We start from the raw sequence: 23,956 nt of genomic DNA on the forward strand, positions 1-23,956 counted from the left end.
GTTCGCCAAGCATTGCCGATCCGGGCGGACAGTTTAATATGTCGGCCTTGCGCCACCCGGCACCCGGCACCCAACGCCTTCCCATGACCGCATCGCGCCAGCCAACCATCCCTCGTACTTCATCGAGGGCGACACCGTGATCTGGTCGCACGACGACGGGCCGCTCTGGGCCAAGGACGGCAGCCCGCTGCCCATTGCCCATCCGCAGGCGTTCCGCTGCATCGACGGGCGCTGGTTCACCGACGGCGAGCACGTCATCGTGCAGGCCCAGCAAGGCAGCGGCGCGGCCTGGTACTACTTCTACCGGATCGAAAACGCCGACATCGCCACCTTCGAAGTCCTCAACGAGCGCTACGCCCGCGACGCCCGCCAGGCTTACTTCATTGCCGGCAAGACCATCCGCACCCGCAGCCCGCAGGCCTTCCGGCCGCTTGTCTACCAAGACTGGCGCTGGCCGGAGAATGGCCCGCTGGAGCCGGTGACCTGCATGCATGACTACTACGCCGTGGACGCCGAGTCTGCCTACTTCAACGGCAAGCGCGTGATCGGCGCGGATGGCGCCACCGTGGTGGGCTTGCCGGGCAACTACATTGCCGATGCCGCGCATGTGTACTACTTTGGCCAGCGCATCGAAGCCGACCGCGCCAGCCTGGTGGTAGCGCCCAGTGGCGACGGCCCGCTGCGCATGACCGACAAGATCGGCCCCATCGACGACGGCCAGCGCATGACCGCGCTCGACCACCGCCAGGTCGAGCACTGGCGGGACTACTTCACTGCCCTGCCCGCGCTGCGGGACTACTGGTGGCGCCGCCTGCAGGCGCCCGCCGCGCAAGCCACGCCAGTGCAAGAAGTGGAATACGGCGGCCATCGCCTCACCGGACTCGATCCGGCCAGCTTCCGCGTGCTGGAAAACGGACGCGCCGCCGATGCGGCGCGCGAGTACGACGCGGCCGCACTGAAGGCGAGTGCACCGGCAACCAACTAGCCGCTGAGAGTCGTCGGTACAATGGCTCGGACTTGGGACGCAAGCTATTTCCTGAACCCGACGCCATCATGACCCAGGCTTATTCAGAAACCGTCAGCCGGATCCTTGCTTCCCATCTGCAAAGGCCTGTCCAGCCGGCTGCGCCCGCCTGCCCTGCCGCCACCCCGCCGCTGATCGTGCACCAGCATTTCACCGTCGCGAACGAGGCGCTGGCGCTGCAGTTGCCGGCCTGGCGCGACTATGTAGGCCGCATACTCGATGTCCCGGCTTCGCGTGCGCAGGTTGCCAGCGGCTTCCGGGGCGAGATCGATACCTATGTGCTCAAGAACCTGACCTACCTGGACAGCCGCACCGATCCGGTGGGCCAGATCCGCACCACCGCGCGCATCTCCACCGACAGCGTGCGCGACTACGTCTTCCATGTGGCCGTGGACGGGATCGCCGAAACGGTGACGGACTTCTCCCGGCAGCGCAAATCCGCCCAGTTCGTGCCGGGCATCCTGGCGCTCGACATGAACCAGCCGATGCACATGCACCGCCCCACGCGCGCCCGGGTGCTGGCCTTCTTCGTACCGCGCGCCACGGTGGAGGCGGCCATCCCCGATGCCGAGTCCATCCATGGCCGCGTGGTGACCTACACCTCGCCGCTGACGCGCCTGATCTTCGGTCACGTGATGGCGCTCTGCCGCAGCCTCCCGGCACGGTCCGAGGCCGACGCGGAAAAAACCATCCGGGACTGCGCGCATTTGATCGTTGCCGCATTCGGCAAGCAGGCGCGCCTTGCCGGCAACGCACGCGCGGCGGCCCGCGCCGCCATGCTGGAGCAGGTGCAGCGCTACGTGCAGGCCAATCTGCACCACGAGGACCTCTCGCCCGAGCGCATCCTGCAAGCGTTCGGGCTGCCGCGCCCAACCCTGTACCGGATGTTCGAGCACGAAGGCGGCCTTGGCGCGTATATCCGCAACTGCAGGTTGCGGGCGGCGGCCGACGATCTCCTGCGCCTCGCGCACGTCGGCATCGGCGAGATCGCCTATGGAGCCGGCTTCAACAGTGCCTCGGACTTTACCCGCGCATTCCGCCGGGCCTACGGCGTGTCCCCAAGGGATTTCCGGGGGGCGCATGCGCCATATGTCACGTAACCGTCATGCGCGCGCCATACAATCGGCGACTTCCCAATAGTCCGAATGCCCTGGCGATGCCTGACGTTCCGGTTGACTCACACTTGGCTCGTTCCCGCTTTCGGCAGCCCTGTGCCGAGGATCTCTGCGTCACCACGCCATCGGTGACCACGGAACAGAACAATCAGGAAGTCCTCGATGTGTTCGGCAAGCACCGGGACCTCGCCAGCTTGCCGGTGACCGAAAACGACACGCCGATCGGCCTGATCAATCGCGCGATCTTCATGTCGCAGATGAGCAAGCCCTATCACCGCGAGCTGTACAACCGCAAGAGCTGCATCGCCTTCATGGACAAGGAGCCGCTGGTGGTCGATGCCGCGATGAGCATCGAGGCCCTGACCTTCAAGGCGGTGGAGTACGGCGAGAAGGCACTTGCCGACGGCTTCATCATCGCGCGCGACGGCCGCTTCCTTGGCATCGGGCATGGCTTGCAGCTGATGCGCGTGGTGGCGGACATGCAGGCCGAGAAAAACCGCCAGATCATGCACAGCATCGACTACGCCAGCACCATCCAGCGCTCGATGCTGCGCCCCTCGCGCGAGGCGCTGGCCAGGACGCTCGGCGACGCGGGCCTGGTCTGGGAGCCGCGCGATGTGGTTGGCGGAGATTTCTATCACTTCGCCGCGTTCGAGGACGGCTGGTTTGCCGCGCTGGCCGATTGCACGGGCCACGGCGTACCGGGCGCGTTCCTGACCCTGATCTCCTCGTCCATCCTGATCCAGGCCATCGAGCAGCGCGGCCCGCGCGACCCCGCCGCGCTCCTGATGGCGGTGAACCGCGGCATCAAGCAGATGCTCGGGCAGCTCGACGGCGACGATGAAACGCCTGGCTCGAATGACGGCATGGATGCGGCGTTCTTCTGGTTTGACAATGCCAGCCGCCAGCTCGTGTTCGCCGGTGCCAAGAGCGCCTTGTTCGTGCTCCAGCCCGGCGAGGCGGAAGGCGAGATCGTGGACGGCGAGCGCATGGGCGTCGGCTATGTGGACACCAACCTGGACTTTGCCTGGCAGAACCGCCTGGTCCAGACGCAGCCGGACAGCGTGGTGTTTGTGACCACCGATGGCCTGATCGACCAGATCGGCGGCCCCAAGGAAATCGCCTTTGGCAAGCGCCGCATCCGCGAAGCGATCCGCGGCAGCCGGCATGCCTCGGCGGCGCAGATCAACGACGCCGTGCTGGACCAGTATCGCGCGTGGCAAGGCCATCACCGCCGCCGCGATGACCTCACTTTCTTCTGCTTTCGCGTTCAATAGTCCTGCAATGGCCCGCTATAGCACTGAGATGAACGGTAATTCGATTGACCATGAATATGGGCCATTCTTTGAAATGGCCCGGGAACGCAACGTGATCTTCTACTACGTCGGCTACTTTTCCCAGAACATCATCGCGGCAATGTCCGACGCAGTGCGGCTGCAACTGACGGTGAGCGGCGTCGACGGCTCGACCCGGCGCAAGCTGTTCTCCTCGTTCGTGGAGATGGCGCAGAACATCGTCCACTATTCGTCCGACGCGCTCACGCCGCCCACCGAGGACACCAACCAGCTGCGCCACGGCTCGGTGTGCATCTGCATGGTGCAAGACCGCTACCGGCTGATGTGCTCCAACCCGGTGGCAATCACCCGCGTGGGGCAACTGCGCGCCGCGCTGGAGCCGTTGCGCACCATGACGCTGGACCAGATCAAGCAGGCCTACAAGGAAACCATGCGCGCCGAAGCGCCGCAAGGCAGCAAGGGCGCCGGCCTGGGATTCCTGACGGTAGCCCGCGACGCCAGCGCACCGCTGGAGTACAGCTTCCAGCCCATCGACGCAGACCCGGTATCGACGATGTTCTTCCTTACCGCAACCATCTGAATGACTGAACGGGATCGAAAGGGAAACTGATGGAAAACCTGTTCATTGCCGCCACACCGACCTCGCCCGAGGTGAGCTTTGATTTCAAGCAGCACACGCTCAGCCTCAAAGGCGAGTCCTATCCGGAAAACGCCGCGGTGTTCTACGGCGACGTGATCCTGCGCCTGCGCAAATACCTGGCGGCCTGCGAGGACACCGAAGTCACCGTGCACGTGGCGCTGACGTACTTCAACAGTTCCAGCACCAAGGTGCTGTTCAGCATGTTCGACGCCATGAACGATGCAGCCGACAAGGGCAACCGGGTCATCGTGCACTGGTATCACGACGTGGACGACGACACGATCCTGGAATTCGGCCAGGACCTGCACGCCGACTTCCCCGCCATCGATTTCCTCGACCACGCCACCACGGCTAGCTGAGCAGCGCATGTCCGAGCCAGATCTCTTCGAGTCGGAAAACGGCGTCCTGGCGGGCGCCAGGGCGGTATTCGGCAATCCCGATGCCGGTGCCCAGGCATACCGCGACACGCTGGGCGAGCTGATCGGCTACTACGAGCGGCTGATGCGCGAAACCCGGCGCCTGATACGGCGCAGCGACCGCGAAGAGCTGGAAATGAACCGGCTCAACCATCGCCTGCAGGACCTGGCCCGCGAGCTGGAATTCCGCGCCACGCGCGACACGCTCACCGGCGCGCTGAACCGCGGCGCCATCATCGAGCGGGCCGGCGCGATGCTGGCCGGGGACAGCCTGTCATTGATCGTGCTCGACATCGATCATTTCAAGCGGGTCAACGACTCGATGGGCCACCCTGTAGGCGACACCGTGATCCGCGGCGTCGTCGAGTGCCTGGAGCGGTCGGTGCAAGGCGCGGGCGTCATCGGCCGGGTGGGCGGCGAGGAGTTCGCTGCGCTGCTGCCGGCGCGCGGGCTGGACACTGCTGTCGAACTGGCGGAGCGCATGCGGCTGCAGATCGAGCAGCATGTGTTTCCGGTCAAGGCCGGGCTGCAGGTGACGGCCAGCTTCGGCGTGAGCTGGAGCCCCCCCGGGACGAGCTTCGAGCAGGCCTATGCGCGCGCCGACGAGGCGTTGTATCAGGCCAAGCGGAGCGGGCGTAACCGGGTTGTCAGTCTGCTGGAGAGCGAACTGGTGGTGCCGTTGCATTGAGGCACCGTGCCGGTCGGGTTCACGCAAAACGCCAAGCCACAACATGCCGCGGCGCGCGCCACGCCCCCTGCGGCCCGGTCAGCTCGCCGGGTTGACCTGCACCGCCAGCGGAAAACCGGTATCGAACGTGGTCCGCACATCCAGCCGCTGCTTGAGCAGCCCTGCCTTCAGGTAGAAGTCCGCCGTGCGCTGCTGCTCGGCAATCACTGCCGCATCGATGTTGCGCCATTGCGTACGGCGCCGCTCGAACTGCAGCCGCGCGGCTTCCGGCGGGATGCCGATGATGCGAGCCAACGCAGCGGAAAAGCCGTCCACATGCTGGTACGACCACACCTGCGCGCGCACCACGCGCTGCAGGAAGTCGCGCAGCACCTCGCGCCTGGCAGCCAGCGCGCTGTCCGTTGCCGCCAGATAGCTCAGGCCGGACCACAGCCCGCGCCCGCTCACCAGCACGCGGGCATGGCCGCTGGTCTCGGCCAGCGCGGTGTACGGCTCCCAGGTGGCCCACGCATCGATCGAGCCGTTGACCAGCGCCAGCTTGGCGTCGGCCGGCGGCAGGAAGCGCAGGCTGGCGTCCTCGGGCTTCAAGCCGGCCGATTCGAGCGCCTTCAGGGCGACGAAGTGACCAATGGAGCCACGGTTGGTGCCGATATTCTTGCCGCGCAGGTCCGCCGCCGTCTTCAAGGGCGAATTGGCGCGTACCAGCACGGCGGTGCCAAACGGGTCCGAGCGGTTGACGCCGATGATCTTGATCGGCGTGCCGGCGGCCAGCGCGAAGATGGCGGGCGCATCGCCAATCGGGCCGGCATCGACCGCGCCGGCGTTCAGCGCCTCGGCCAGCGGCGCGGCGGCGGGAAACTCCGTCCACTGGATGTCATAGGCCAGGCCCTTGAGCTCGCCCGCGCTCTCCAGCAGGGCGCGCAGGCCACCCTTCTGGTCGCCGGCCTTGAGCACGGGGCGGCCCTGGGCCGACACGGAAAACGGCAAGGCGCCGCTGGCCGCCGCCAATGCGCCGTAGCGCAGGAACTGTCTTCGGGATGCCGTCATGATGCCGCTCGCCATCGCCGTCAGGCTGCCTTGCGGCCAGCAGCGGAACCCGCGCCGGCCGCAGCCTCGCGCTGCGCCACCAGCGCGCGCACGCGGGGAATCAGCTCGCGGCCGTAGTCCACGGCATCTTCGAGCGGATCGAAGCCGCGGATCAGGAAGGTGGTCACGCCAAGGTCGTAGTAGTCCAGCAGCGCGTCGGCCACTTGCTCCGGCGTGCCAACCAGCGCGGTGGAGTTGGAGCGCGCGCCGGTGAGCTTGGCGATCTCCGTCCACAGGCGCTTGTCCACGCGCGGCCCCTTGTCGGCGGCGGCCAGCAGGCGGCGCGCGCCTTCGCTTTGCTGCGGGCCGCCCTGCCCCAGGCCAGCCGCCTCGCGCAGGCGGCGCGTTTCTTCGAGGATGGCATTGGCGCGTGCCCATGCCGCCGTCTCGGTTTGCGCCAGGATCGGCCGGAACGAGACCGAAAAGCGCACCTGCCGCCCATGCGTGGCCGCCTCGGCACGCACCCGCGTGGTGATATCGCGGACCTGCTCGAGCGATTCGCCCCACAGTGCGTAGACATCGGCATGACGTCCGGCGACTTCAATGGCCGCGTCCGAAGCCCCACCGAAGAAGATCGGCACGTGTGGTTTCTGCGCCGGCTTCACTTCGGAGAAGCCTTGGGTGAAGCGGTAGTACTTGCCTTCGTGGTCGAACGGCTGGTCCTGCGTCCAGATGCGCCGCAGGATGCCGAGGTACTCGTCGGTGCGCGCATAGCGCTCGTCGTGGCTGAGGAAATCGCCGTCGCGCTGCTGCTCGGCATCGGAGCCGCCGGAGATGAAGTGCACGCCAAGCCGGCCACCGCTGAACTGGTCAAGCGAGGCGATCTGCCGGGCCGCCAGCGTGGGCGCGGTAAAGCCCGGCCGGTGCGCGAGCATGAAATGCACGCGCTCGGTCACGGCAGCCGCGTAGGCAATGGTGAGCGTGGCGCTCGGGCCGGTGGAGTGATGCGGCACCAGCACGCGGTCGAAGCCGGCGTTCTCATGCGCTTGCGCAAATGCCCGCACGTAGTCGCGATCCACGACCGGTCCGCTGGCCGGATGGATCTCCGACTGCTTCTGGCTCTGGATCATGCCAATGATTTCCACGCTCATCGTAGGCTCCTGTTCCTGGTTTGCGATGATTTGAAACGGCTGCGCGGGAGTTGCGCGCCGTATCGCCAAGACATGAACATACGCCGTGGATAGGCGATCCTTAAGGAATAAGAACGAGGGAAGATATGCGGTTTTGCACGCTGCGGGACATGTCATGCATGCCTTTGCGCACGGCCGGGCCTGCTTGCGCATGCGCCGGAGCGGCAAGCACGATCGTGCTTGGCGCCATCAGGATTGCAGGCATCGTCCTGCTCACCGTTCTCCGTATTTCCCAGCATGGATGCCCGGCTTCAATTAGCCGGCGTTGCCAAGTATACTTGCAATCACATCAGGCTTCGTGGCCTGCCGTCAAAACGGACCCTCCCGGGCCCGTTTTCTTGTTTACCGGACTGACGATCCCTACCATTTTTCCTTTCTTTTCCCCTCTCTGTATGGCTCTTCGATTGGCTCTTCGATTTCGTCCCGCCTCCTGCGCAGCGCTGGCATTGCTGCTTTCCACCCTCGGCGCAGCGCCCCTTGCCCTGGCCGCGGATGCCGTCCTGGTCCTGGACACCAGCCACCGGCAGGAAACCCGGGAAGCCCCCGCGCTGGATCTCGCCATCACCCGGTTTGCCGGCAATGCGTCCGGTACTTACTACTGGGAGGACGGCCTGCTCGCCGAGCAGATCCTGTCGGGGCTGCAGTCGCGCGCCAACCGGGTCCAGCAGGAACTGCCCGATGGCCAGCGCGTGCTGTCGTCGCGCCGCCAGCTATCGGATGGCGCCGAGCGCGCGGCCGTGCTGGTAGACGAGCGCGGTGACGTGCTGGCGGCGGCGCTGGTGCACCGCGAGTGCGGCAAGAATGGCTGCCAGGACAGCGAGCACGGCTTGCTGTCGGTCTTCCTGCGGCCCGGCTTCGATCGCGCCAAGGCACAACCGCTGGTTGCGTGGAGCCAGGACGTGCCCGAAGACCTGCAGACCGGCCGCGGCGAGAAGATCGCCAAGATGGAGACCATCACGCTGGATGCCGCCCACACCGCAGCCAAGCCGGTCAAGCTCCCCAAGGGATTTTCGTCGCAAGTGCCGCTGTACCCGCGGGCCATCGTTTACCGCACCGCGCAGGATGCGCTGAGCAACGCCAAGGCCAGGCGTGTGCTCCGGCTGCAGACCACCGATAGCATCGAGCAGGTGCTGGCCTTCTACAAGCAACTGACGCCACCGCTGCAGGATGCTGTGTCCGACCTGGATGGCAGCACCGGCTTCATGGCGGGCAAGCGCAAGGGCGTGGCGTTTACCGTCAACCTGAAGGAGGACAGGCACTTCCCGACCATCACAAACATGGAGGTCGAGATCGGCGAATGATCCGGCTGCCGGGCGGCGAGCGGTGGCAAGCGGTGGATCACATACCGTTGTCGCCCTCGACCTTGCCGATCGACGCCCTGATCCCGGCAGCGGTGCGCAAGCCCTTGACGGAATACGTCCGCGCCTGCACGTCCTCCGGCTTGCGCATCCACCGTTGCGCGAACAGCCCGTCCTTGGGTGAATAACCGCCAAACCAGTCGACCAGTCGACCAGTTGCCCGAGGTAGCACTGGCGCCCACCCAGACAGGCATGTCTGCCACGATTTCAAAGGTGTAGTGGCCCGGGCCGTAGCTGTAGTAGACGCCGCGGTCATCGCCCTTGACCGTGTCCGGGACTGGGCAAAGGCTATCGGCGCCCGCAAATTTTCCGCCCTCGCGGCGGAGCGCGCCCACGTAGGAAAACAGCCCGGTCCCGCCCGAATAGGTGTCGATGATGAGATCGCGCTGGCCGTCGCCGTCGATATCCATCAGCGTGTAGGAGGCGCTGCCGTTCTCCCCGCCGCCGTCGATGCCGGAGGCCAGCAAGGCGCGCCATTCGTCGCTTGTGACGCCCGGGGTGCGCTTCGTCGGGAAATGCGCAGACACGCGTGACGACGCCCCTCATCAGCTTGGCACGCGCGGCGGGCCTCTCCCATCCAGGAATCGCGCGCAGACCTCGAATTTACTGATCGTCAACGGAACGTACTATCTGACCGACGCCGGCGACGGTGTGCTCCGCCGCCTGACTCGCGAACATCGCGTGGCGATGCGCACGTGCTATGCCGTACTGCCCGGCGTGATCTCGCTTGCCGCTGTCACGCCCGCGCCAACCGCCCGCCACGCCGCGATGATTGATTCGGCAGACCGGTCGATATCCGCCTCGGTGGTCGCCCAGGAAATCACGGAGAAGCGCATCACCACGCGCTCGCGCCAGCTTGCCTCACCGACATAGCAAACCCCTGCCGCCTGAACGTGCCCGATGACCGCCCTCGTCAATTGATCGCGTTGCGGCGGCGGTAGTCCTGTGCCGAACTGCACAACAAACTGGTTCAACTCGACCGGATTGCCGATCTCCACGCCGGCTTCCGATGCAAGCCGTTGCGCCATGCGCCGGGCCAGCGCACAGTGCTGTTCGATCATCGCGGCAATGCCGCTACGCCCGAGCGCGCGGATAAGCGCCCACGTCGCGAAGCCGCGAGCGCGCCTTGAGAGTTCCGGCACGTAGTGAAAGGGCTCCCGGCACTCGCCGCCGGCCGCGGGCAGATAGCTCGCTTCGTATGCCATCGCGCGCCGATGGGCATGCGCGTCACGGACAATGGCATAGCCGCAATCGTATGGCATCTGCAGCCACTTGTGGCCGTCCGTCGCCCAGGAGTCCGCTTGCTCGATGCCTTCGGTCAGATGGAGTAGCGCCGGGCACGAGCGCGCCCACAAGCCAAAGGCACCGTCGACGTGAAGCCATCCGCCATGGCAATGCACTAGGTCCGCAATCTCGTTGAACGGGTCGAATGCCCCCGTGTTGATCTGACCGGCTTGCCCGATGACTATCAGCGGCCCGCCGCAAGACGCCAAGGCCGTGGACAGCGCGCCAGCCTGCATGCGCCCCGTATCATCCGTGGGGATGCGTATGACACGATCATGGCCTAGTCCGAGATAACGCAACGCGGCAAAGATCGTGGCATGCGCATCGTTGCCAAGGCACACGTCAATCGGAGGCGCGCCGAACAAGCCCTGCGCATCCACATCCCAGCCGACCTTTCGCAAGACCTCGCTTCTTGCCGCAGCGAGGCAAACGAAACTGGCCATTGTCGCGCCAGTCGTGAAGCCGATCGAACATTCCGGTGGTAGCGACAGCAAATCGAGCAGCCATGCTGCCGCTATCTGCTCAACGACAGCATTTGCCGGAGACCCCAGGTAGCTCCCGCTGTTTTGCCCCCAGATGCTTGTCAACCAGTCGGCAGCAACGCCAACCGGATGCGAGCCCCCCGTGACCTTGGCAAAGTAGCGCGGTCCCGCGCCCCCCATCAGGCCAGCTTCCACCCCCTCAGCCAACTGCTCGATGACTTCAGCGGGCGCCATGCCGTCGGTCGGCGTCGGGCCGTTCAGGGCCGCCCGCAACGCGTCGAAGCTGGCAGTCGCGGCAGGGCGTCTCTGCGCGCGCAAGCCATGGAAATCCAAGGCCAGCGTGTATGCCCGTTCAAGTGCTGCACGATACGCATCCGACATGACCGTCACTCATCCGCGAAGTCGTTCATTTATAGAATCCGCAGGAAAAAAACGCCAGGTGATCGCCGCGCCCATCTTGAGTTGTCGCCGCATTCATGCTGCCAAACGCTGTTTTCCCGCGCCTGGCTTGATGCACGATGAGCGCCGCCCAGGTGCGCGGGAACTCCGGCCGGTTGTGGCCTGTACGGACAGGCCACATAGGCGTTACCGTCGCTCAAGCGTGGGCGCGAATGCGAAGGCTTGACGCCCAGCCAGTGCAACATCGCCTGCGCCGTGATGGCCTTTCGCGTGGCGCCGTTGTCCCCGTGCAGCACCGGCTTGGCGGCCATGGCGTGGCTGCCATTGGCCAGCGCCGTGCACTTGAGCAGATGTGCCGATGTCGTCGAGGCGAGGCTTCGCCTTCTGTATAGCGAGATGCGTTGAAGGGGCAACGAAATGCAAACCCGCCAAGGGCCACCTTCGCGGCAAAATCTCAATCGCTCAGCCGCTCCGTCGGTTGGCATTGCACCAACCGACCCTGGACGCAGCCGTCACCAATTCAACCAACAAATGCCTTTTCAAGCACAAAATGGCCCGGCGCACTCATATTGCCTTCCGTGAAGTGCTGCTCGGTCAGCATCGCGCGGATGTCCTTGAGCATGTCCGGGCTGCCGCACAGCATGATGCGGTCGTTCTCCAGCGAGAACGGCTCCACGCCCAGGCGCTCGAACAGCTCGCCGTTGGCGATCAGGTCGGTGATGCGGCCCTGGTTGTCGAACTCTTCGCGGGTCACGGTGGGGAAATAGACCAGCTTTTCGCGGATCAGCTCGCCCAGGTGCTCGTGCTGCGGCAGGTGTTCCTGGATCAGCTCGCGGTAGGCCAGTTCCTCGACGAAGCGGCAGGTGTGGGTCAGCACCACCTTGTCATAGCGCTCGTACACTTCCGGGTCGCGGATGATCGACAGGAACGGGGCCAGGCCGGTGCCGGTGGCCAGCAGCCACAGTGTCTTGCCCGGCAGCAGGTTGTCGACCAGCAGCGTGCCGGTGGGCTTCTTGCCGACGAAGATCTGGTCGCCTTCCTTCAGGTGCTGCAGGCGCGACGTCAGGGGGCCGTCCGGCACCTTGATGCTGAAGAACTCCAGCGTTTCCTCGTAGTTGGCACTAGCGATGCTGTAGGCACGCAGAAGCGGACGACCGTTCACTTCCAGGCCAACCATGGCGAACTGGCCGTTTTCGAAGCGGAAACCGGGGTCGCGGGTGCAGGTGAAGCTGAAGAGCGTGTCGGTCCAGTGGTGGACGGAGAGGATGGCTTGCTGGTTGAGATTGCTCATGAATAAGGCGCTGTATGCGCTGGATGGCGCCGGCGTCGATGGCCTGTTGTGGCCTGATACCAAAGGCTTGGCGGTAGCTTGCCGGTTGCGTTCAACAAGGCGGGCTCCGGTCCGAAGGCTGGAAGACGCGCCGATCAAGGTGAGAAGATAGCGGATTTTAGAAGAAAACGCAGGGCGCGTCCCGATTCATGCATATTCAGGGGGGTTATAAGCCCCACGCCCCGCGTTTTCAGCCTCAACGGCGCCCCGAAAGCCGCCTGACCACCGAAATCAGCCGGCCCACCTCGTCCGTGGTGTTGTAGAAGGCCAGCGACGGCCGCACCGTGGCCTCCACGCCAGAGCGGCGCAGGATAGGCTGGGCGCAGTGATGCCCGGAGCGCACGCCGATGCCGGTGGGCCCGAATTGGCGTGGTGCTCCAGGTGCGAGACGATGATCTCGTCGCCCTCGCCTACGTTCTGCACGCCCCAGGTCCTGGCGATCAGGTTGATGGCCTCGGTGGTGCCGCGCACGAAGATGATCTCGTCGGGTGAGGATGCGTCGATAAAACGCTGCACCTTGCTGCGCGCGGCCTCGTAGGCATCCGTGGCGCGCCCGGCCAGTGCATGGGCGGCGCGGTGGATATTGGCGTTCTCGTGCGCGTATAAGTACGAGATGCGGTCGATCACCGGCTGCGGCTTGTGCGTGGTGGCAGCGTTGTCGAACCACACCAGTTGCTTGCCGTTGACGCGCTCCTGCAGGATCGGAAAATCGCGGCAAATCGCGGCGACGTCGAACGGCACGCGCGCCGAAGACGATGCCCACGGCAGCGTCTCCTCTTGCTCGCGCCCATAACCGTAAGCGCCCGCCCCCTGCTGCGGCAGATGCAGCGCGAGCGGGTCGCCGAACGTGGCGATCTCGCACAGGCTCGACGCACCGCCATGCGGGTCACGCCCCGCGCCCTCCAGGAAGCAGTAGGCGGGCGCGGCCGAGGACCGCGGCGACGGTGACTGCGCATGCGGCACGCCACGGCGCGTGCATTCGCGGCCAAAAGCGGCAATCGCCAGCGGGTGGGTCAGGAAGAACGCGGGCTCCTTCCACACCTTGCTGAGCAACTCGTCCATGTCGTCCGCGTGCGGGCTAAGCCGGGCCTGCCCGATGCACGCTTTGTCGTTGACGGCAACCGCCTATAGCCATCACGGCTCAACTATGAAATGACGCTGCTGGATTGAGAACGAATAGAAACGCATTTCCTAAGACACTTCCTTGATGGCGGCACCGGCCAGCGCGGGGAAAGGCGAGAGCAGGCGAGAGCCGGCAAGAGCCGGCTTGACAAACCGGCCAGGCTTCGTCCAGATTCAGGGGCAACGATGGATAGCCTCCGCGCACCGTTCACCGCTCGCCACTTACCTTCAGCAAGGAATGCCATGACTCCCTTCTCTGCCCGGCGCCGTTTCGTGCGGCACGCCATGCTGCTGGCCGGCGCCGGCATGTTGGCCAGCGCGGCCAGCGCCGCGCCCGCCACAGCAGACGAAGCACTCGCCGCCGCCATCGCCGGTCCGCAGCGCAGCGCCGCCAACAAGGCCCGCGACGTGTACCGCCATCCGCTGCAAACGCTACGGTTCTTCGGCTTGCAGCCGGACCAGGCAGTGATCGAAATTGCGCCGGGCGGCGGCTGGTACACGGAGATCCTGGCGCCGGTGCTGCGCGACCACGGCAAGCTGTACGCCGCGCACTACGATGCGAGCGCGGCGGATGCCAGCCAGGAAAGCAAGCGTTCAAGGGCGAACTTCGAGAAGAAACTGGCGCAGGATCCAGGCAACTACGGCAAGGTCACGGTCGGCACGCTGCCGGTGCGCGCCTTCACCGATATCGCCCCGCCGGGCGGTGCAGACCTGGTGCTGACCTTTCGCAACACCCACAACTGGATCAAGGACGGCCACCTGGACGACAGCCTGCGCGCCTTCTATGCCGTGCTCAAGCCCGGCGGCGTGCTAGGCGTGGAGGAGCACCGGGCCACGCCCGGCACCTCGCTGGAGCAGATGATCGCCACCGGCTACGTCACCGAAGATTACGTTATCGACCATGCCCGCGCGGCTGGCTTTGCGCTTGCCGGGCGCAGCGAGATCAATGCCAACCCGCGCGACAACCACGACCATCCCGATGGCGTGTGGTCGTTGCCGCCGACGTTGCGCGGCGGCGAGCGCGAGCGCGCGAGCTTCATGGCCATCGGTGAATCGGACCGCATGACACTGAAGTTCATCAAGCCACGCTGAGCCACGCTGAGCCACGCCTTGTCAGGCGATCGACGCGAGGCGGTCGCCCACCTTGATCGCCGAGCCCGCGCGGCAGCGCATGGCCAGCAGCGTGCCCGCCACCGGAGCCAGCACGGTCAGTTCCATCTTCATGGCCTCGACCACCAGCAGCGGCTGCCCGGCCCGCACCTGCTCGCCGGGCTGCACCAGCACCTTCCACACACTGCCGCTCATCTCCGCCGTCACGGCATGGCCGTCGTGCTCGTCATGGCGCAAGGCGGCCGGCACCTGGATGGGCGCAGCGTTGGCCTCATGGACTTTCCAGTGCGCCACCTCCGCGCTGAAGGCTGCCTGCTGCCGCGCCTGGAAGGCGGCAATGCCGTGCGCGCTGTGCGCGAGCGACTGGCGGTACGCGCCGTAGTCGAAGACATCGTGCTCGATGCGCACCGTGGCGCGTCCTTCGCGAAAATCCTCGCGCAACCGGTCCAGATCCGCCTCTGACACCGGGTAGAACTGCACCTGGTCAAAGAAGCGCAGCAGCCACGGCGCGCCCGGCTCAAAAGCTGGGTTCTTGAGGAACCTGTTCCAGATCGGCAGCGTCCGCCCGATCAACTGGTAGCCGCCCGGGGAGTCCATGCCGTAGATGCACATATAGACCCCGCCAATGCCGACCGTGCCTTGCGCGGTGAAGGTGCGCGCAGGGCTGTACTTGGAGGTGAGCAGCCGGTGGCGCGGGTCAAGCGGCACGGCGCAAGGCGCGCCAAGGTAGACATCGCCCAGCCCCAGCACCAGATATCGCGCGGAGAACACAATGTCCCGCACCTCGTCGCGATGGGCCAGGCCGTTGATGCGCTGGATGAAGTCGACATTGTTCGGCAGCCATGGCGCATCGGCGCAGACCGTCTCGCGGTAGCGCTGCACGGCATCCAGCGTGGCGCCATCCTCGAAGGCCATCGGCAGGTGCACCACGCGGGTGGGGATCTTCAGCATGGCCACGTCCGGCAGGCCAGCCTCGATGGCAAGCAGCGCCTCGATCAAAGCCGCCTGATGGATGCGCTGGCCGTCGTAACGCACCTGCAGCGAGCGCACGCCGGGCGATAGCTCGAGCACACCGTCTATCGGCTGCGCCTTGAGCGCCTCCATCAGCAGGTGCACCCGCAGCCGCAGGCCGATGTCGAGCACGTTATCGCCGTATTCCAGCAGCAGGTAGCCGTCGCCCGCCTGGCGGTAGGCGATGGCCGGGTGGTGCCCGCTTGCCGCGCGCCCGGCAAGGATGGCGGTGGAACGCGCCGGCGCCGGCAGCGGCGGCGCGCGCGTTATTTGCCGCAGCCCGGCAATGTCCTGGTCCTGCGCCGCTTGCATGGCACGCGCGGCATCGAAGCTGATTGGCCGAAAGCGGATCCGGTCGCCCGGCTTGACCTGGCCGACTTTCCACAGCTCGGCCTTGGCGACCGTGACGGGACACACGAAGCCGCCGAGGCTCGGGCCATCATTTGTGAGGATCACCGGGAAGTCGCCAGTGAAGTTGATGGCGCCGATTGCGTATTCGCAGTCGTGCACGTTGGATGGGTGCAGGCCCGCCTCGCCGCCGTCGCGCCGAGCCCATTCAGGCCGGGGCCCGACCAGGCGCACGCCAAGGCGGTTGGAGTTGTAGTGCACCTCCCAGTCGGTGGCGAAAAAAGTCTCCATCGATGCCGGCGTAAAGAAGTCGGGAGCGCCATGCGGGCCGTGCAGGACCGCGATCTCCCAATGCTGGCCGTAGACCGGCACCAGTGCCGCGGGGGCGGCCTGCGGCGCTGTCACCGGGGCACAGGTGCCGCTGGCAGCCAGATGTGGCTGGCCAAGCGGGAGCATGTCGCCCAGCCGCAGCGTGCGCCCGGCATGCCCGCCGAACTGCCCGAGCGCGAAGGTGGACCGGCTGCCCAGATAGACCGGCACATCGAAGCCATTGCGCACGGCAAGGTAGGTGCGGCAGCCTTGCGTGGCCTTGCCGAGCGCCAGGACCTGTCCCGGAGCTACGCGGATTGGCGCCCAGAACGGGACGTTCATCCCGTCGAGTGTTGCCGTGCAAGGCGCGCCGGCCAGCGCCACCACGGCCGCGCCATGAAACCGCAGGCGTGGTCCCACCAGCGTGCATTCCAGCCCGGCCGCGCCCGGATGATTGCCAACGATGCGGTTGGCCAGCCGGAAGGCATAGTCGTCCATCGGACCGGAGGGCGGCACGCCGATATGCCAGTAGCCGGTGCGGCCCGGCACGTCCTGGATGCTGGTGTAGGTGCCCGGCTCCAGCACCTCGATGACTGCCGGCGCGTAGGGAAAATGGTCGAGCATGCGCGTGAAGGCGCGGCCCGTGGTGAACTCGGGCGAATCGACGATCTGGCGCAAGTAGTCCAGGTTGGTGGCGATGCCGCCAAGGCGCGTGGCGGCCAGCGCTGCCGCGAGCCTCTTGCGCGCGGCTTCGCGGGTGGGGCCGTGAACGATCAGCTTGGCCAGCAGCGGATCGTAGAAGGCGGATACCTCCGTGCCGGTCTCGACCCAGCCGTCGACACGCACGCCGTCCGCAAAGGCCACCTCGGTCAACGTGCCCGGCGAGGGCTGGAACTGCTTGAGCGGATCTTCCGCATAGAGCCGCGCCTCCATGGCCGCACCCTGCGGCGGCCGCGAAATGGCCTCCCAGTCCAGCGCATCGCCCGCGGCCACCTTCAGCATGCAGGCGACCAGGTCCAGCCCGGTGACCAGCTCGGTCACGGGATGCTCCACCTGCAGCCGGGCATTGACCTCCAGGAAGTAGAAATCCTCCCGCTCCACGTCGTAGATGAACTCCACCGTGCCGGCCGACCGGTAGCGCACCGATTCGCCCAGCCGGATCGCGGCCCGATGCAGCGCGTGGCGCGTGGCCGCGCTCAAGTGCGGTGCCGGGGTTTCCTCCACCACCTTCTGGTTGCGGCGCTGCGTGGAGCAATCCCGCTCGCCCAGCGCCACCACGCGCCCCGCGCCGTCGCCGAAGATCTGCACCTCGATATGCCGCGCGCAGTCCAGGCAGCGCTCGATAAAGGCCCCGCCATGCTTGAAGAATTGCTCGCCCAGCCGCTGCACGCTGTCAAAGGCCGCGCTCAGCTCGGCATCATCAGCGCAGCGCGACAGACCGATGCCGCCCCCGCCGGCCGTGCTCTTGAGCATGACGGGATAGCCGATGCGCGCGGCCTCCCGCAGGGCTTGTTCCAAGCTGCAGAGCAGGCCGGTGCCGGGCGTCATCGGGACACCCGCCTCGGCGGCCAGCTCGCGCGCCCGGTGTTTCAGGCCAAACTCGCGGAGCTGGTGCGGCGTCGGGCCAATGAAGACCAGCCCTGCCGCTTCGCAGGCCTCGGCAAACGCCGCGCTCTCTGACAGAAAGCCGTAGCCCGGAAACACGGCTTGCGCACCGGTATCCAACGCGGCTTGCAGCACGCGCTCGGCCACCAGGTAGCTATCCGCCGCACGCTCGCCGCCCAGCGGCACGGCCACATCGGCCAGCCGGGCATGCGCGGCATTGCGATCGGCATCCGAATACACGGCCACGCTCTTGATACCCAGCGCACGCAAGGTGCGAATGGCGCGCACGGCGATCTCGCCACGATTGGCGATCAGTACGGTGTGGAACATCGGCGCTCCCCGGTCAGGTTGCGCTGGCGTTTGCGCTGGCGAGGTAGGCGCGCCAGCCGCCAAATGCCGTGATATCGCGGGCGCCTTCCAGGCCCCGGGGTTCGCAGATGAACCCGGTAACTTGCCGGCCGTCTTCCAGCAGCAGCTTGCCGATGCCAAGGGGCGCGGGAATCTGCGCGACGAAGGCGCCAAAGCTGGCCAGTGGCACATCCCAGAGCTCGACTTCGATCGGCGCGCCCTGCCCTGTGCCGACATGCACCAGCCCGGGCTTGGGCGGGATCGTGTCCGCCAGCGCATAAAGCCGGTAGCACCGCGCCGTGCGGCAAGCCTCCACAAAGCCCGCGTGGCGCGTGAGCAGCTGATGGTTCAGCGGCATGCCGCTAAGGTGGGCGCCGACCACGGCCAGCCGCACCGATCCCGGCGTGTCCGGCGTGGCGCGCTGTGCACCAACGGGACAAGCCCGCCCGGTGGCGCCCAGGGGCAACGCTTGCGCCGCCTGCCACTGCCGGCCAAAGCGGGCCAGCGCGCGGTCCGACCAGGCCGGGGCAATCAGCGTGATGCCCGCCGGCAAGCCGTCCTCGCGCGCACCGGCCGGCAGCGCCAGCGCCGACAGGTCGGCCAGGTTGGTGAAGTTGGTATAGGTGCCAAGCCGCGCGTTCAGGCGGATCGGATCGTCCTGCACGGCGGCCAGCGTATAGATCGACGGCGCGCTTGGCACCACCAGCGCATCGACCGTTGCCAGCGCCAGGTGGATAGCGCGGGCTAGCGCCGCGCGCCGGTATTCGGCGCTGAACGCATCCGTCGCGCTATAGCGGCCCGCTTCCTCCACGATCACGCGAACGACCGGATCGATGGCTTCCGGCTGGCTGGCGTGAAGCTGGCTCACCGCCAGGAAGCGCTCGGCGACCCATGGCCCCTGGTAGAGCAGTGCGGCCAGCTCGGCGAATGGCGAAAAATCAATCGGCACCAGCTTGGCGCCCGTGGCCTGCAAGTCCACCAGCGCTTGCTCGAAATTGGCCTGTGCCTGCGTATCGCCAAAGAACGCCAGCTGATCGGGAATGCCCAGCACGGGCGATGGCGCCAGCACGGCTGGCGCGCTCTGCGGATAGGTGCGCGAGTAAGGATCGTCGTGGTCAAAGCCGCCCGCGATCTCCGCCACCAGCGCGGCATCGTCGACCGTCAGCGCAAACACGCAGACGCAGTCCAGCGTGCGGCAGGCCGGCACCACGCCGGCGCTGGAGAGCCAGCCCCGGGTCGGCTTGAGGCCCACGATATTGTTGAATGCCGCGGGAATGCGCCCTGAGCCCGCCGTATCGGTCCCGAGCGAGAACGGCACCCAGCCGCGCGCCACCGAAGACGCCGAGCCTGAACTGGAGCCACCGCTGACATAGGCCGCATCGAAGGTGTTGGGCACCGCGCCGTAGGGCGAACGAACACCCACCAGGCCCGTGGCGAACTGATCCAGGTTAGCCTTGGCCACCACGATGGCCCCGGCCGCGCGCAGCCGCGCCACCGCGCCGGCATCGCGCTGGGCCATATACGCAAACGCGGGACACGCCGCCGTGGTGGGCCACCCTGCCACGTCGATGTTGTCTTTCACCACGAACGGCACGCCGTAGAGGGGAAACGCATCGAGCTTGCCGCCCGCTTGCTCAACGCGCGCCGCCAGCATATCCAGCTGGGACCGCAGCCGCGCCGCGTCCAGCCGCGCGATCCAGGCCGGGTCCGCTGCGTCCAGGTCCAGGAACGGCGCCAGCGCGTCCACGAGCGACGCGCCTTGCGTCTTGTAGAGCTGTTGCCAGTCCGTCAGGGTTCGGCAACTGCCAAGGCTGGCGGCGGATCGGCGCAGCGGCGTCTTGCTGGTCATCGCTTGTATCCCAGGTTGTATACATGAGGGCGTTGCAGACCAACAAAGCAGGAGACATGCCATGCAAGACAAAAGTCGATTCTTCTTGCATTTCAAGGGAATCGGGGTCGGGACGCCTTCGCGAGCCGAAGGCGCATGCGCGGCACGCACCCGCGCCGCATCAGCGGGCGGCGCGGGTGGACCTGAATCAGTGCCGCAAGGCAGGACGACGCCGCAATGTGGTGCGTCGTCCCGGCGCCTTGGAACCGCACGCGCTGGCGAAGTACCTGCTGGCCAGGCCACGCTGATCGCGGCTGGCTGGCTATTTCGTGCGCCGCGGCGCGCGCGCCGGCTTTTTCGCGCCGGCCGGCGGCGCGGCCAGTTGCCCGGCCGCTGCCCGCAGGCATTCGACCAGCTGGATGCTGCTGGGCGTGGGCCGCCCTTCGCGCAGCGTGATCACGCCCACCGGCGGCAGCTCCAGCGCTATGTCCATGGGCAGGATATGGAAGCGGCCTTCCCGCTCGAACTGCTGCCCCACCGACCTGGCCAGGAAGCCCACCGCATCCAGCTGGGAGACGAAGGTGGTGATGGCAAGGTAGGACGACGACTCGATCAGGTCGGTTGGCGGCTGCAGCCCCAAGCGGTAAAACTCCTGCTCGATCTTGACCCGTAGCGAGGCCCATGGCGGCGGCACCACGCAAGGCATGCCGGCCAGGTCCGCCCAGCCCGTTGCGCGCTTGCTTGACAGCGCGTGGCCGCTGCGCACCACCGCCACCATCGGCTCGTTATAGAGCGGCTCGGTGATGAGGTCCGGTGCGGCGTAGCCGGGCTCCAGCCGCCCGACGATCAGATCCAGTTCGCTGATGCGCAGTTTGGGCAGCAGGTGGGGCAGGTCGCCCTCCTCCACCAGCACGGTGGCCTGGGCCGAGCGCTGCTTGAGCAGGCCCACGGCTTGCGCCAGCAGCACCGGCAGGGCCGCGCCCATCGATCCTACCCGGGTGCGCCCGGCGGCGCCGCTGGCCTCCGCGGCAATCTCGTCGCGCGTGCGCTCGTATTGCGCCAGCACCGAGCGGGCGAAACGCACCAGCGACGCGCCAGCCGGCGTGGGCTCGGTGCCGCGCGTGGAGCGCGTGAAGAGCGTCAGGCCCAGCGTCTTCTCCACCTCGGTGAGCATCTTGGAGACAGCTGGCTGGCTGACGCAGAGGAACTCGGCGGTGTGGCCGAGATGGCGGAACTCGTCCAGCGCCACCACCAGTTGCAGGTGGCGTAGCTTGATATTGGAGCGCAGGGCGCGGTCGATCTGAGGCATGGTGCAATTCTACTTAACTTTAAGGTTATGAAGCCATTCCGATGATTGATTGGATTGTTATGAATGGCTTTGCCACAATCCGGCCTGACAGGTGGACATTGCCACCAGCCCATGATTCCAAAAACGACACCCTGCGAGGACGACACATGACCGCACCCCACGGCATCAACCACGGGCGACGCCGCCTGCTCATCGGCGGCGCCGCTGCCGCCACGGCTGCGACGGCTGGTAGTGCCGGCCTGTTGCTGCCCGGCCTAGCACGTGCAGCCGACTATCCGGACCGGCCCATCACCTTCATCTGCCCGTGGCCCGTCGGCGGCACCGCCGACCAGTCCATGCGCGCGCTGTGCCAGGTGGCGTCCGGCGTACTCAAGCAATCCATCGTGTTGGAAAACCGCGCCGGCGCATCGGGCATGATCGGCACCAAGGCACTGGCCCGCGCCAAGCCGGACGGCTACACCATCGGCCAGGTGCCGATCTCGGTGACGCGCTTCTCGCAGCTAGGCATGCTGCAACTGGACCCGCGCAGCGAGCTGACCTACCTGGCGCGCACCTCCGGCCAGACCTTCGGCATCGCGGTGCCGGCGAACTCGCGCTTCAAGTCGCTCAAGGACGTCGTGGCCGAGGCCAAGGCGCATCCGGGCAAGCTCACCTATGCGCATGCCGGCATCGGCGGCGCCACCCACGTGGGCATGGAAGAATTCGCGCAGGCCGCCGGTGTGCGCTTCAATGCCATCGCCTACAAGGGCGGCGCGCAGGCCTTGCAGGACGTGCTCGCCGGGCAAGTGGACCTGCTGGCCGATTCCAGCTCCTGGGCACCGCACGTGGAAGCCGGCAAGCTGCGCCTGCTGGCCACCTGGGGCGACCAGCGCACACCGCGCTTCAAGGACACGCCCACGCTCAAGGAACTGGGCTACAACGTGGTGGTGGAAGCGCCCAACGGCATCGGCGCGCCCATCGGCCTGGACCCGGCCGTGGAGAAAAAGCTGCGCGACGCCTTCCGCCAGGCCGTGGCCAGCAAGGAATTCCAGCAAGTCGCGGCCCGCATCGATGCGCCGGTGATGTACCTGGACGGCCCGGAATACAAGCGCTACATCAGCACGGTGTACGACCAGGAAACCCACCTGATCCAGCGCCTCAAGCTCAAAGAACTGCTGCAACAAGGCTGACCCAACGTGAACACCGCCGCCCTGATCCGCCTGCATGCGAACGACAACGTCCTGATCGCCCGGGACGCCCTGAGCCTTGGCCAGCGCCTGCCTGAACTGGGGCTGCGCGTGCGCGCCCAGGTGCCCGCAGGGCACAAGATTGCCGCCTGCGCCATTGCCAAAGGCACCCAGATCCGCAAGTTCGACACCGTGATCGGCGTGGCCGAGCGCGACATCGAGGCTGGCGATCATGTGCATTCGCACAACCTGGCGCTGGTGGACTTCTATCGCGACCCGGGTTTCTGCCAGGACGTACGGCCGGTGGACTATGTGCCCGAGGCCGAGCGCGCCACCTTCATGGGGTTCGTGCGGCCCGACGGCCGCGTCGGCACGCGCAACTTCATCGGCATTCTGTCGTCGGTGAACTGCTCGGCCACGGTGATCCGGCATATCGCGGACCACTTCACGCCCGAGCGCATGGCGGCTTATCCCAATGTGGACGGCGTGGCCGCCTTCGCGCAAAGCAGCGGCTGCGGCATGTCCTCGCCCAGCGAGCACTTCGACGTACTGCGGCGCACGCTGGCGGGCTATGCGCGCCACCCCAACCTGGCCGGCGTGCTGATCGTGGGCCTGGGCTGCGAGCGCAACCAGGTAGCGGGACTGATGGAGTCGCAAGGCCTGGTGCCCGGCAGCCACGTGCGCACCATGGTCATGCAGGACAGCGGCGGCACGGCGGCCACCATCCAGGCCGGCATCCGCGCCATCGAGGCGATGCTGCCGGGCGCCAACACCGCCACACGCCAGCCCGTGCCTGCCAGCCACCTGAAGATCGGCCTGGAATGCGGTGGCTCCGATGGCTTCTCCGGCATCAGCGCCAACCCGGCGCTCGGCGCGGCCATGGACATCCTGGTGCGCCACGGCGGCACCGCCATCCTGTCGGAAACCCCCGAGATCCATGGCGTGGAATACATGCTCACGCGCCGCGCCGTCACGCCGGAAGTCGGCCAGAAACTGCTGGACCGCCTGGCCTGGTGGGAGCGCTACACCGCCGGCCAGAACGCCCAGTTCAACGGCGTGGTCGGCCACGGCAACCAGCAAGGCGGCCTCGCCAATATCTTCGAAAAATCACTCGGCTCCGCCATGAAAGGCGGTACCACGCCGCTGCAGGCCGTCTATGAATACGCCGAGCCCATCGAGCAATCCGGCTTCGTCTTCATGGACTCCCCCGGCTACGACCCCGTCGCCGCCACCGGCCAGATCGCCAGCGGCGCCAACCTGATCTGCTTCACCACCGGGCGCGGATCGATGTTCGGCTCCAAGCCAGCGCCGACCATCAAGCTAGCGAGCAATACGCCGATGTACACGCGGCTCGAAGGCGATATGGACATCAACTGCGGGCTGGTACTGGACGGCGAATTGACGGTGGACGAGATGGGCCAGCGGATTTTTGAACACATCCTGGAAGCGGCCTCCGGGCACCCGACCAAGAGCGAAGCGCTCGGGCTGGGGGACAACGAATTTGTGCCCTGGCACCTGGGGATTGTCAGTTAGGAAGCCTTGCGGTTTGGAAC

General features: G+C 66.6%; 18 protein-coding genes and 2 pseudogenes. 10 read left to right on the forward strand and 10 right to left on the reverse strand.

Translation table 11 applies throughout. The annotated features are described in order from the left end of the window. The first annotated feature begins 136 nt into the window (after positions 1 to 136). From AC1RWI_RS21225 to AC1RWI_RS21250, 6 genes are all read left to right on the forward strand, one after another. Complete coding sequence (locus AC1RWI_RS21225) at positions 137 to 985, forward strand: hypothetical protein (protein ID WP_492868536.1); 849 nt, start codon at positions 137 to 139, stop codon at positions 983 to 985. A gap of 68 nt (positions 986 to 1,053) precedes the next feature. Then, a complete protein-coding gene (locus tag AC1RWI_RS21230; RefSeq protein WP_043357994.1) occupies positions 1,054 to 2,124 on the forward strand; it encodes a helix-turn-helix domain-containing protein in 1,071 nt (356 codons plus the stop codon). Between the two features lie 56 nt (positions 2,125 to 2,180). Further along, positions 2,181 to 3,416: a SpoIIE family protein phosphatase gene (locus AC1RWI_RS21235; protein ID WP_492868538.1), complete on the forward strand. Its 1,236-nt coding sequence runs from the start codon at positions 2,181 to 2,183 to the stop codon at positions 3,414 to 3,416. Positions 3,417 to 3,444: 28 nt separating this feature from the next. Further along, entirely contained in the window at positions 3,445 to 4,014 is a 570-nt protein-coding gene (locus tag AC1RWI_RS21240; protein ID WP_492868540.1) for a SiaB family protein kinase, read from the forward strand. 29 nt (positions 4,015 to 4,043) lie between these two features. Beyond that, positions 4,044 to 4,433, forward strand: coding sequence for a DUF1987 domain-containing protein (locus AC1RWI_RS21245; RefSeq protein ID WP_043354443.1), 390 nt, complete (start codon positions 4,044 to 4,046; stop codon positions 4,431 to 4,433). Positions 4,434 to 4,440: 7 nt separating this feature from the next. Next, a complete protein-coding gene (locus tag AC1RWI_RS21250) occupies positions 4,441 to 5,178 on the forward strand; it encodes a GGDEF domain-containing protein (protein WP_043354441.1) in 738 nt (245 codons plus the stop codon). A gap of 78 nt (positions 5,179 to 5,256) precedes the next feature. Here AC1RWI_RS21250 and AC1RWI_RS21255 read toward each other — a convergent pair whose 3' ends face one another. Both AC1RWI_RS21255 and AC1RWI_RS21260 read right to left on the reverse strand, forming a co-directional pair. Beyond that, positions 5,257 to 6,225 (reverse strand): ABC transporter substrate-binding protein, encoded by a 969-nt coding sequence (locus AC1RWI_RS21255; RefSeq protein ID WP_043357989.1) that lies wholly within the window; start codon positions 6,223 to 6,225, stop codon positions 5,257 to 5,259. 20 nt (positions 6,226 to 6,245) lie between these two features. Continuing rightward, positions 6,246 to 7,355 carry an LLM class flavin-dependent oxidoreductase gene (locus AC1RWI_RS21260; RefSeq protein ID WP_043354437.1) on the reverse strand — a complete coding sequence of 370 codons (1,110 nt, stop codon included), beginning with the start codon at positions 7,353 to 7,355 and terminating at the stop codon, positions 6,246 to 6,248. A 485-nt stretch (positions 7,356 to 7,840) separates the two neighbouring features. On the opposite strand from AC1RWI_RS21260, the gene AC1RWI_RS21265 reads away from it, so the two are divergent. Next, the gene (locus AC1RWI_RS21265) at positions 7,841 to 8,695 is read left to right on the forward strand and encodes a hypothetical protein (RefSeq protein WP_492868543.1); all 855 of its coding nucleotides are present in this window, start codon (positions 7,841 to 7,843) and stop codon (positions 8,693 to 8,695) included. Between the two features lie 755 nt (positions 8,696 to 9,450). Here AC1RWI_RS21265 and AC1RWI_RS21270 read toward each other — a convergent pair. The 5 genes and pseudogenes from AC1RWI_RS21270 to AC1RWI_RS21290 form a co-directional block, all read right to left on the reverse strand. Continuing rightward, complete coding sequence (locus tag AC1RWI_RS21270; RefSeq protein ID WP_043354430.1) at positions 9,451 to 10,899, reverse strand: pyridoxal phosphate-dependent decarboxylase family protein; 1,449 nt, start codon at positions 10,897 to 10,899, stop codon at positions 9,451 to 9,453. Positions 10,900 to 10,970: 71 nt separating this feature from the next. Then, positions 10,971 to 11,267 (reverse strand): annotated as a pseudogene (locus AC1RWI_RS21275) (hypothetical protein); the annotation flags it as partial. Positions 11,268 to 11,437: 170 nt separating this feature from the next. Next, positions 11,438 to 12,208, reverse strand: coding sequence for a ferredoxin--NADP reductase (locus AC1RWI_RS21280; protein WP_043354426.1), 771 nt, complete (start codon positions 12,206 to 12,208; stop codon positions 11,438 to 11,440). A gap of 235 nt (positions 12,209 to 12,443) precedes the next feature. Continuing rightward, positions 12,444 to 12,590 (reverse strand): aminotransferase class V-fold PLP-dependent enzyme, encoded by a 147-nt coding sequence (locus tag AC1RWI_RS21285; RefSeq protein WP_419188910.1) that lies wholly within the window; start codon positions 12,588 to 12,590, stop codon positions 12,444 to 12,446. Between the two features lie 11 nt (positions 12,591 to 12,601). Continuing rightward, positions 12,602 to 13,345, reverse strand: a pseudogene (locus AC1RWI_RS21290) (aminotransferase class V-fold PLP-dependent enzyme); the annotation flags it as partial. Positions 13,346 to 13,612: 267 nt separating this feature from the next. Here AC1RWI_RS21290 and AC1RWI_RS21295 point away from each other — a divergent pair. Continuing rightward, on the forward strand, positions 13,613 to 14,461 hold the full coding sequence (locus AC1RWI_RS21295; RefSeq protein ID WP_492868546.1) for a class I SAM-dependent methyltransferase: 849 nt from the start codon (positions 13,613 to 13,615) through the stop codon (positions 14,459 to 14,461). A gap of 21 nt (positions 14,462 to 14,482) precedes the next feature. On the opposite strand, the gene uca is transcribed toward AC1RWI_RS21295, so the two are convergent. From uca to AC1RWI_RS21310, 3 genes are all read right to left on the reverse strand, one after another. Further along, on the reverse strand, positions 14,483 to 18,082 hold the full coding sequence (gene uca, locus AC1RWI_RS21300) for an urea carboxylase (protein ID WP_492868548.1): 3,600 nt from the start codon (positions 18,080 to 18,082) through the stop codon (positions 14,483 to 14,485). A 13-nt stretch (positions 18,083 to 18,095) separates the two neighbouring features. Further along, positions 18,096 to 19,949, reverse strand: coding sequence for an allophanate hydrolase (atzF, locus tag AC1RWI_RS21305; protein WP_492868550.1), 1,854 nt, complete (start codon positions 19,947 to 19,949; stop codon positions 18,096 to 18,098). A 301-nt stretch (positions 19,950 to 20,250) separates the two neighbouring features. Further along, entirely contained in the window at positions 20,251 to 21,237 is a 987-nt protein-coding gene (locus AC1RWI_RS21310; protein WP_492868552.1) for a LysR substrate-binding domain-containing protein, read from the reverse strand. Between the two features lie 146 nt (positions 21,238 to 21,383). On the opposite strand from AC1RWI_RS21310, the gene AC1RWI_RS21315 reads away from it, so the two are divergent. Then, the gene (locus AC1RWI_RS21315; RefSeq protein ID WP_492868554.1) at positions 21,384 to 22,406 is read left to right on the forward strand and encodes a tripartite tricarboxylate transporter substrate binding protein; all 1,023 of its coding nucleotides are present in this window, start codon (positions 21,384 to 21,386) and stop codon (positions 22,404 to 22,406) included. 6 nt (positions 22,407 to 22,412) lie between these two features. Next, entirely contained in the window at positions 22,413 to 23,936 is a 1,524-nt protein-coding gene (locus AC1RWI_RS21320; protein WP_043354414.1) for a UxaA family hydrolase, read from the forward strand. The last annotated feature ends 20 nt before the right edge of the window (positions 23,937 to 23,956 follow it).

Source organism: Cupriavidus sp. MPR-AND1C (assembly GCF_058809705.1).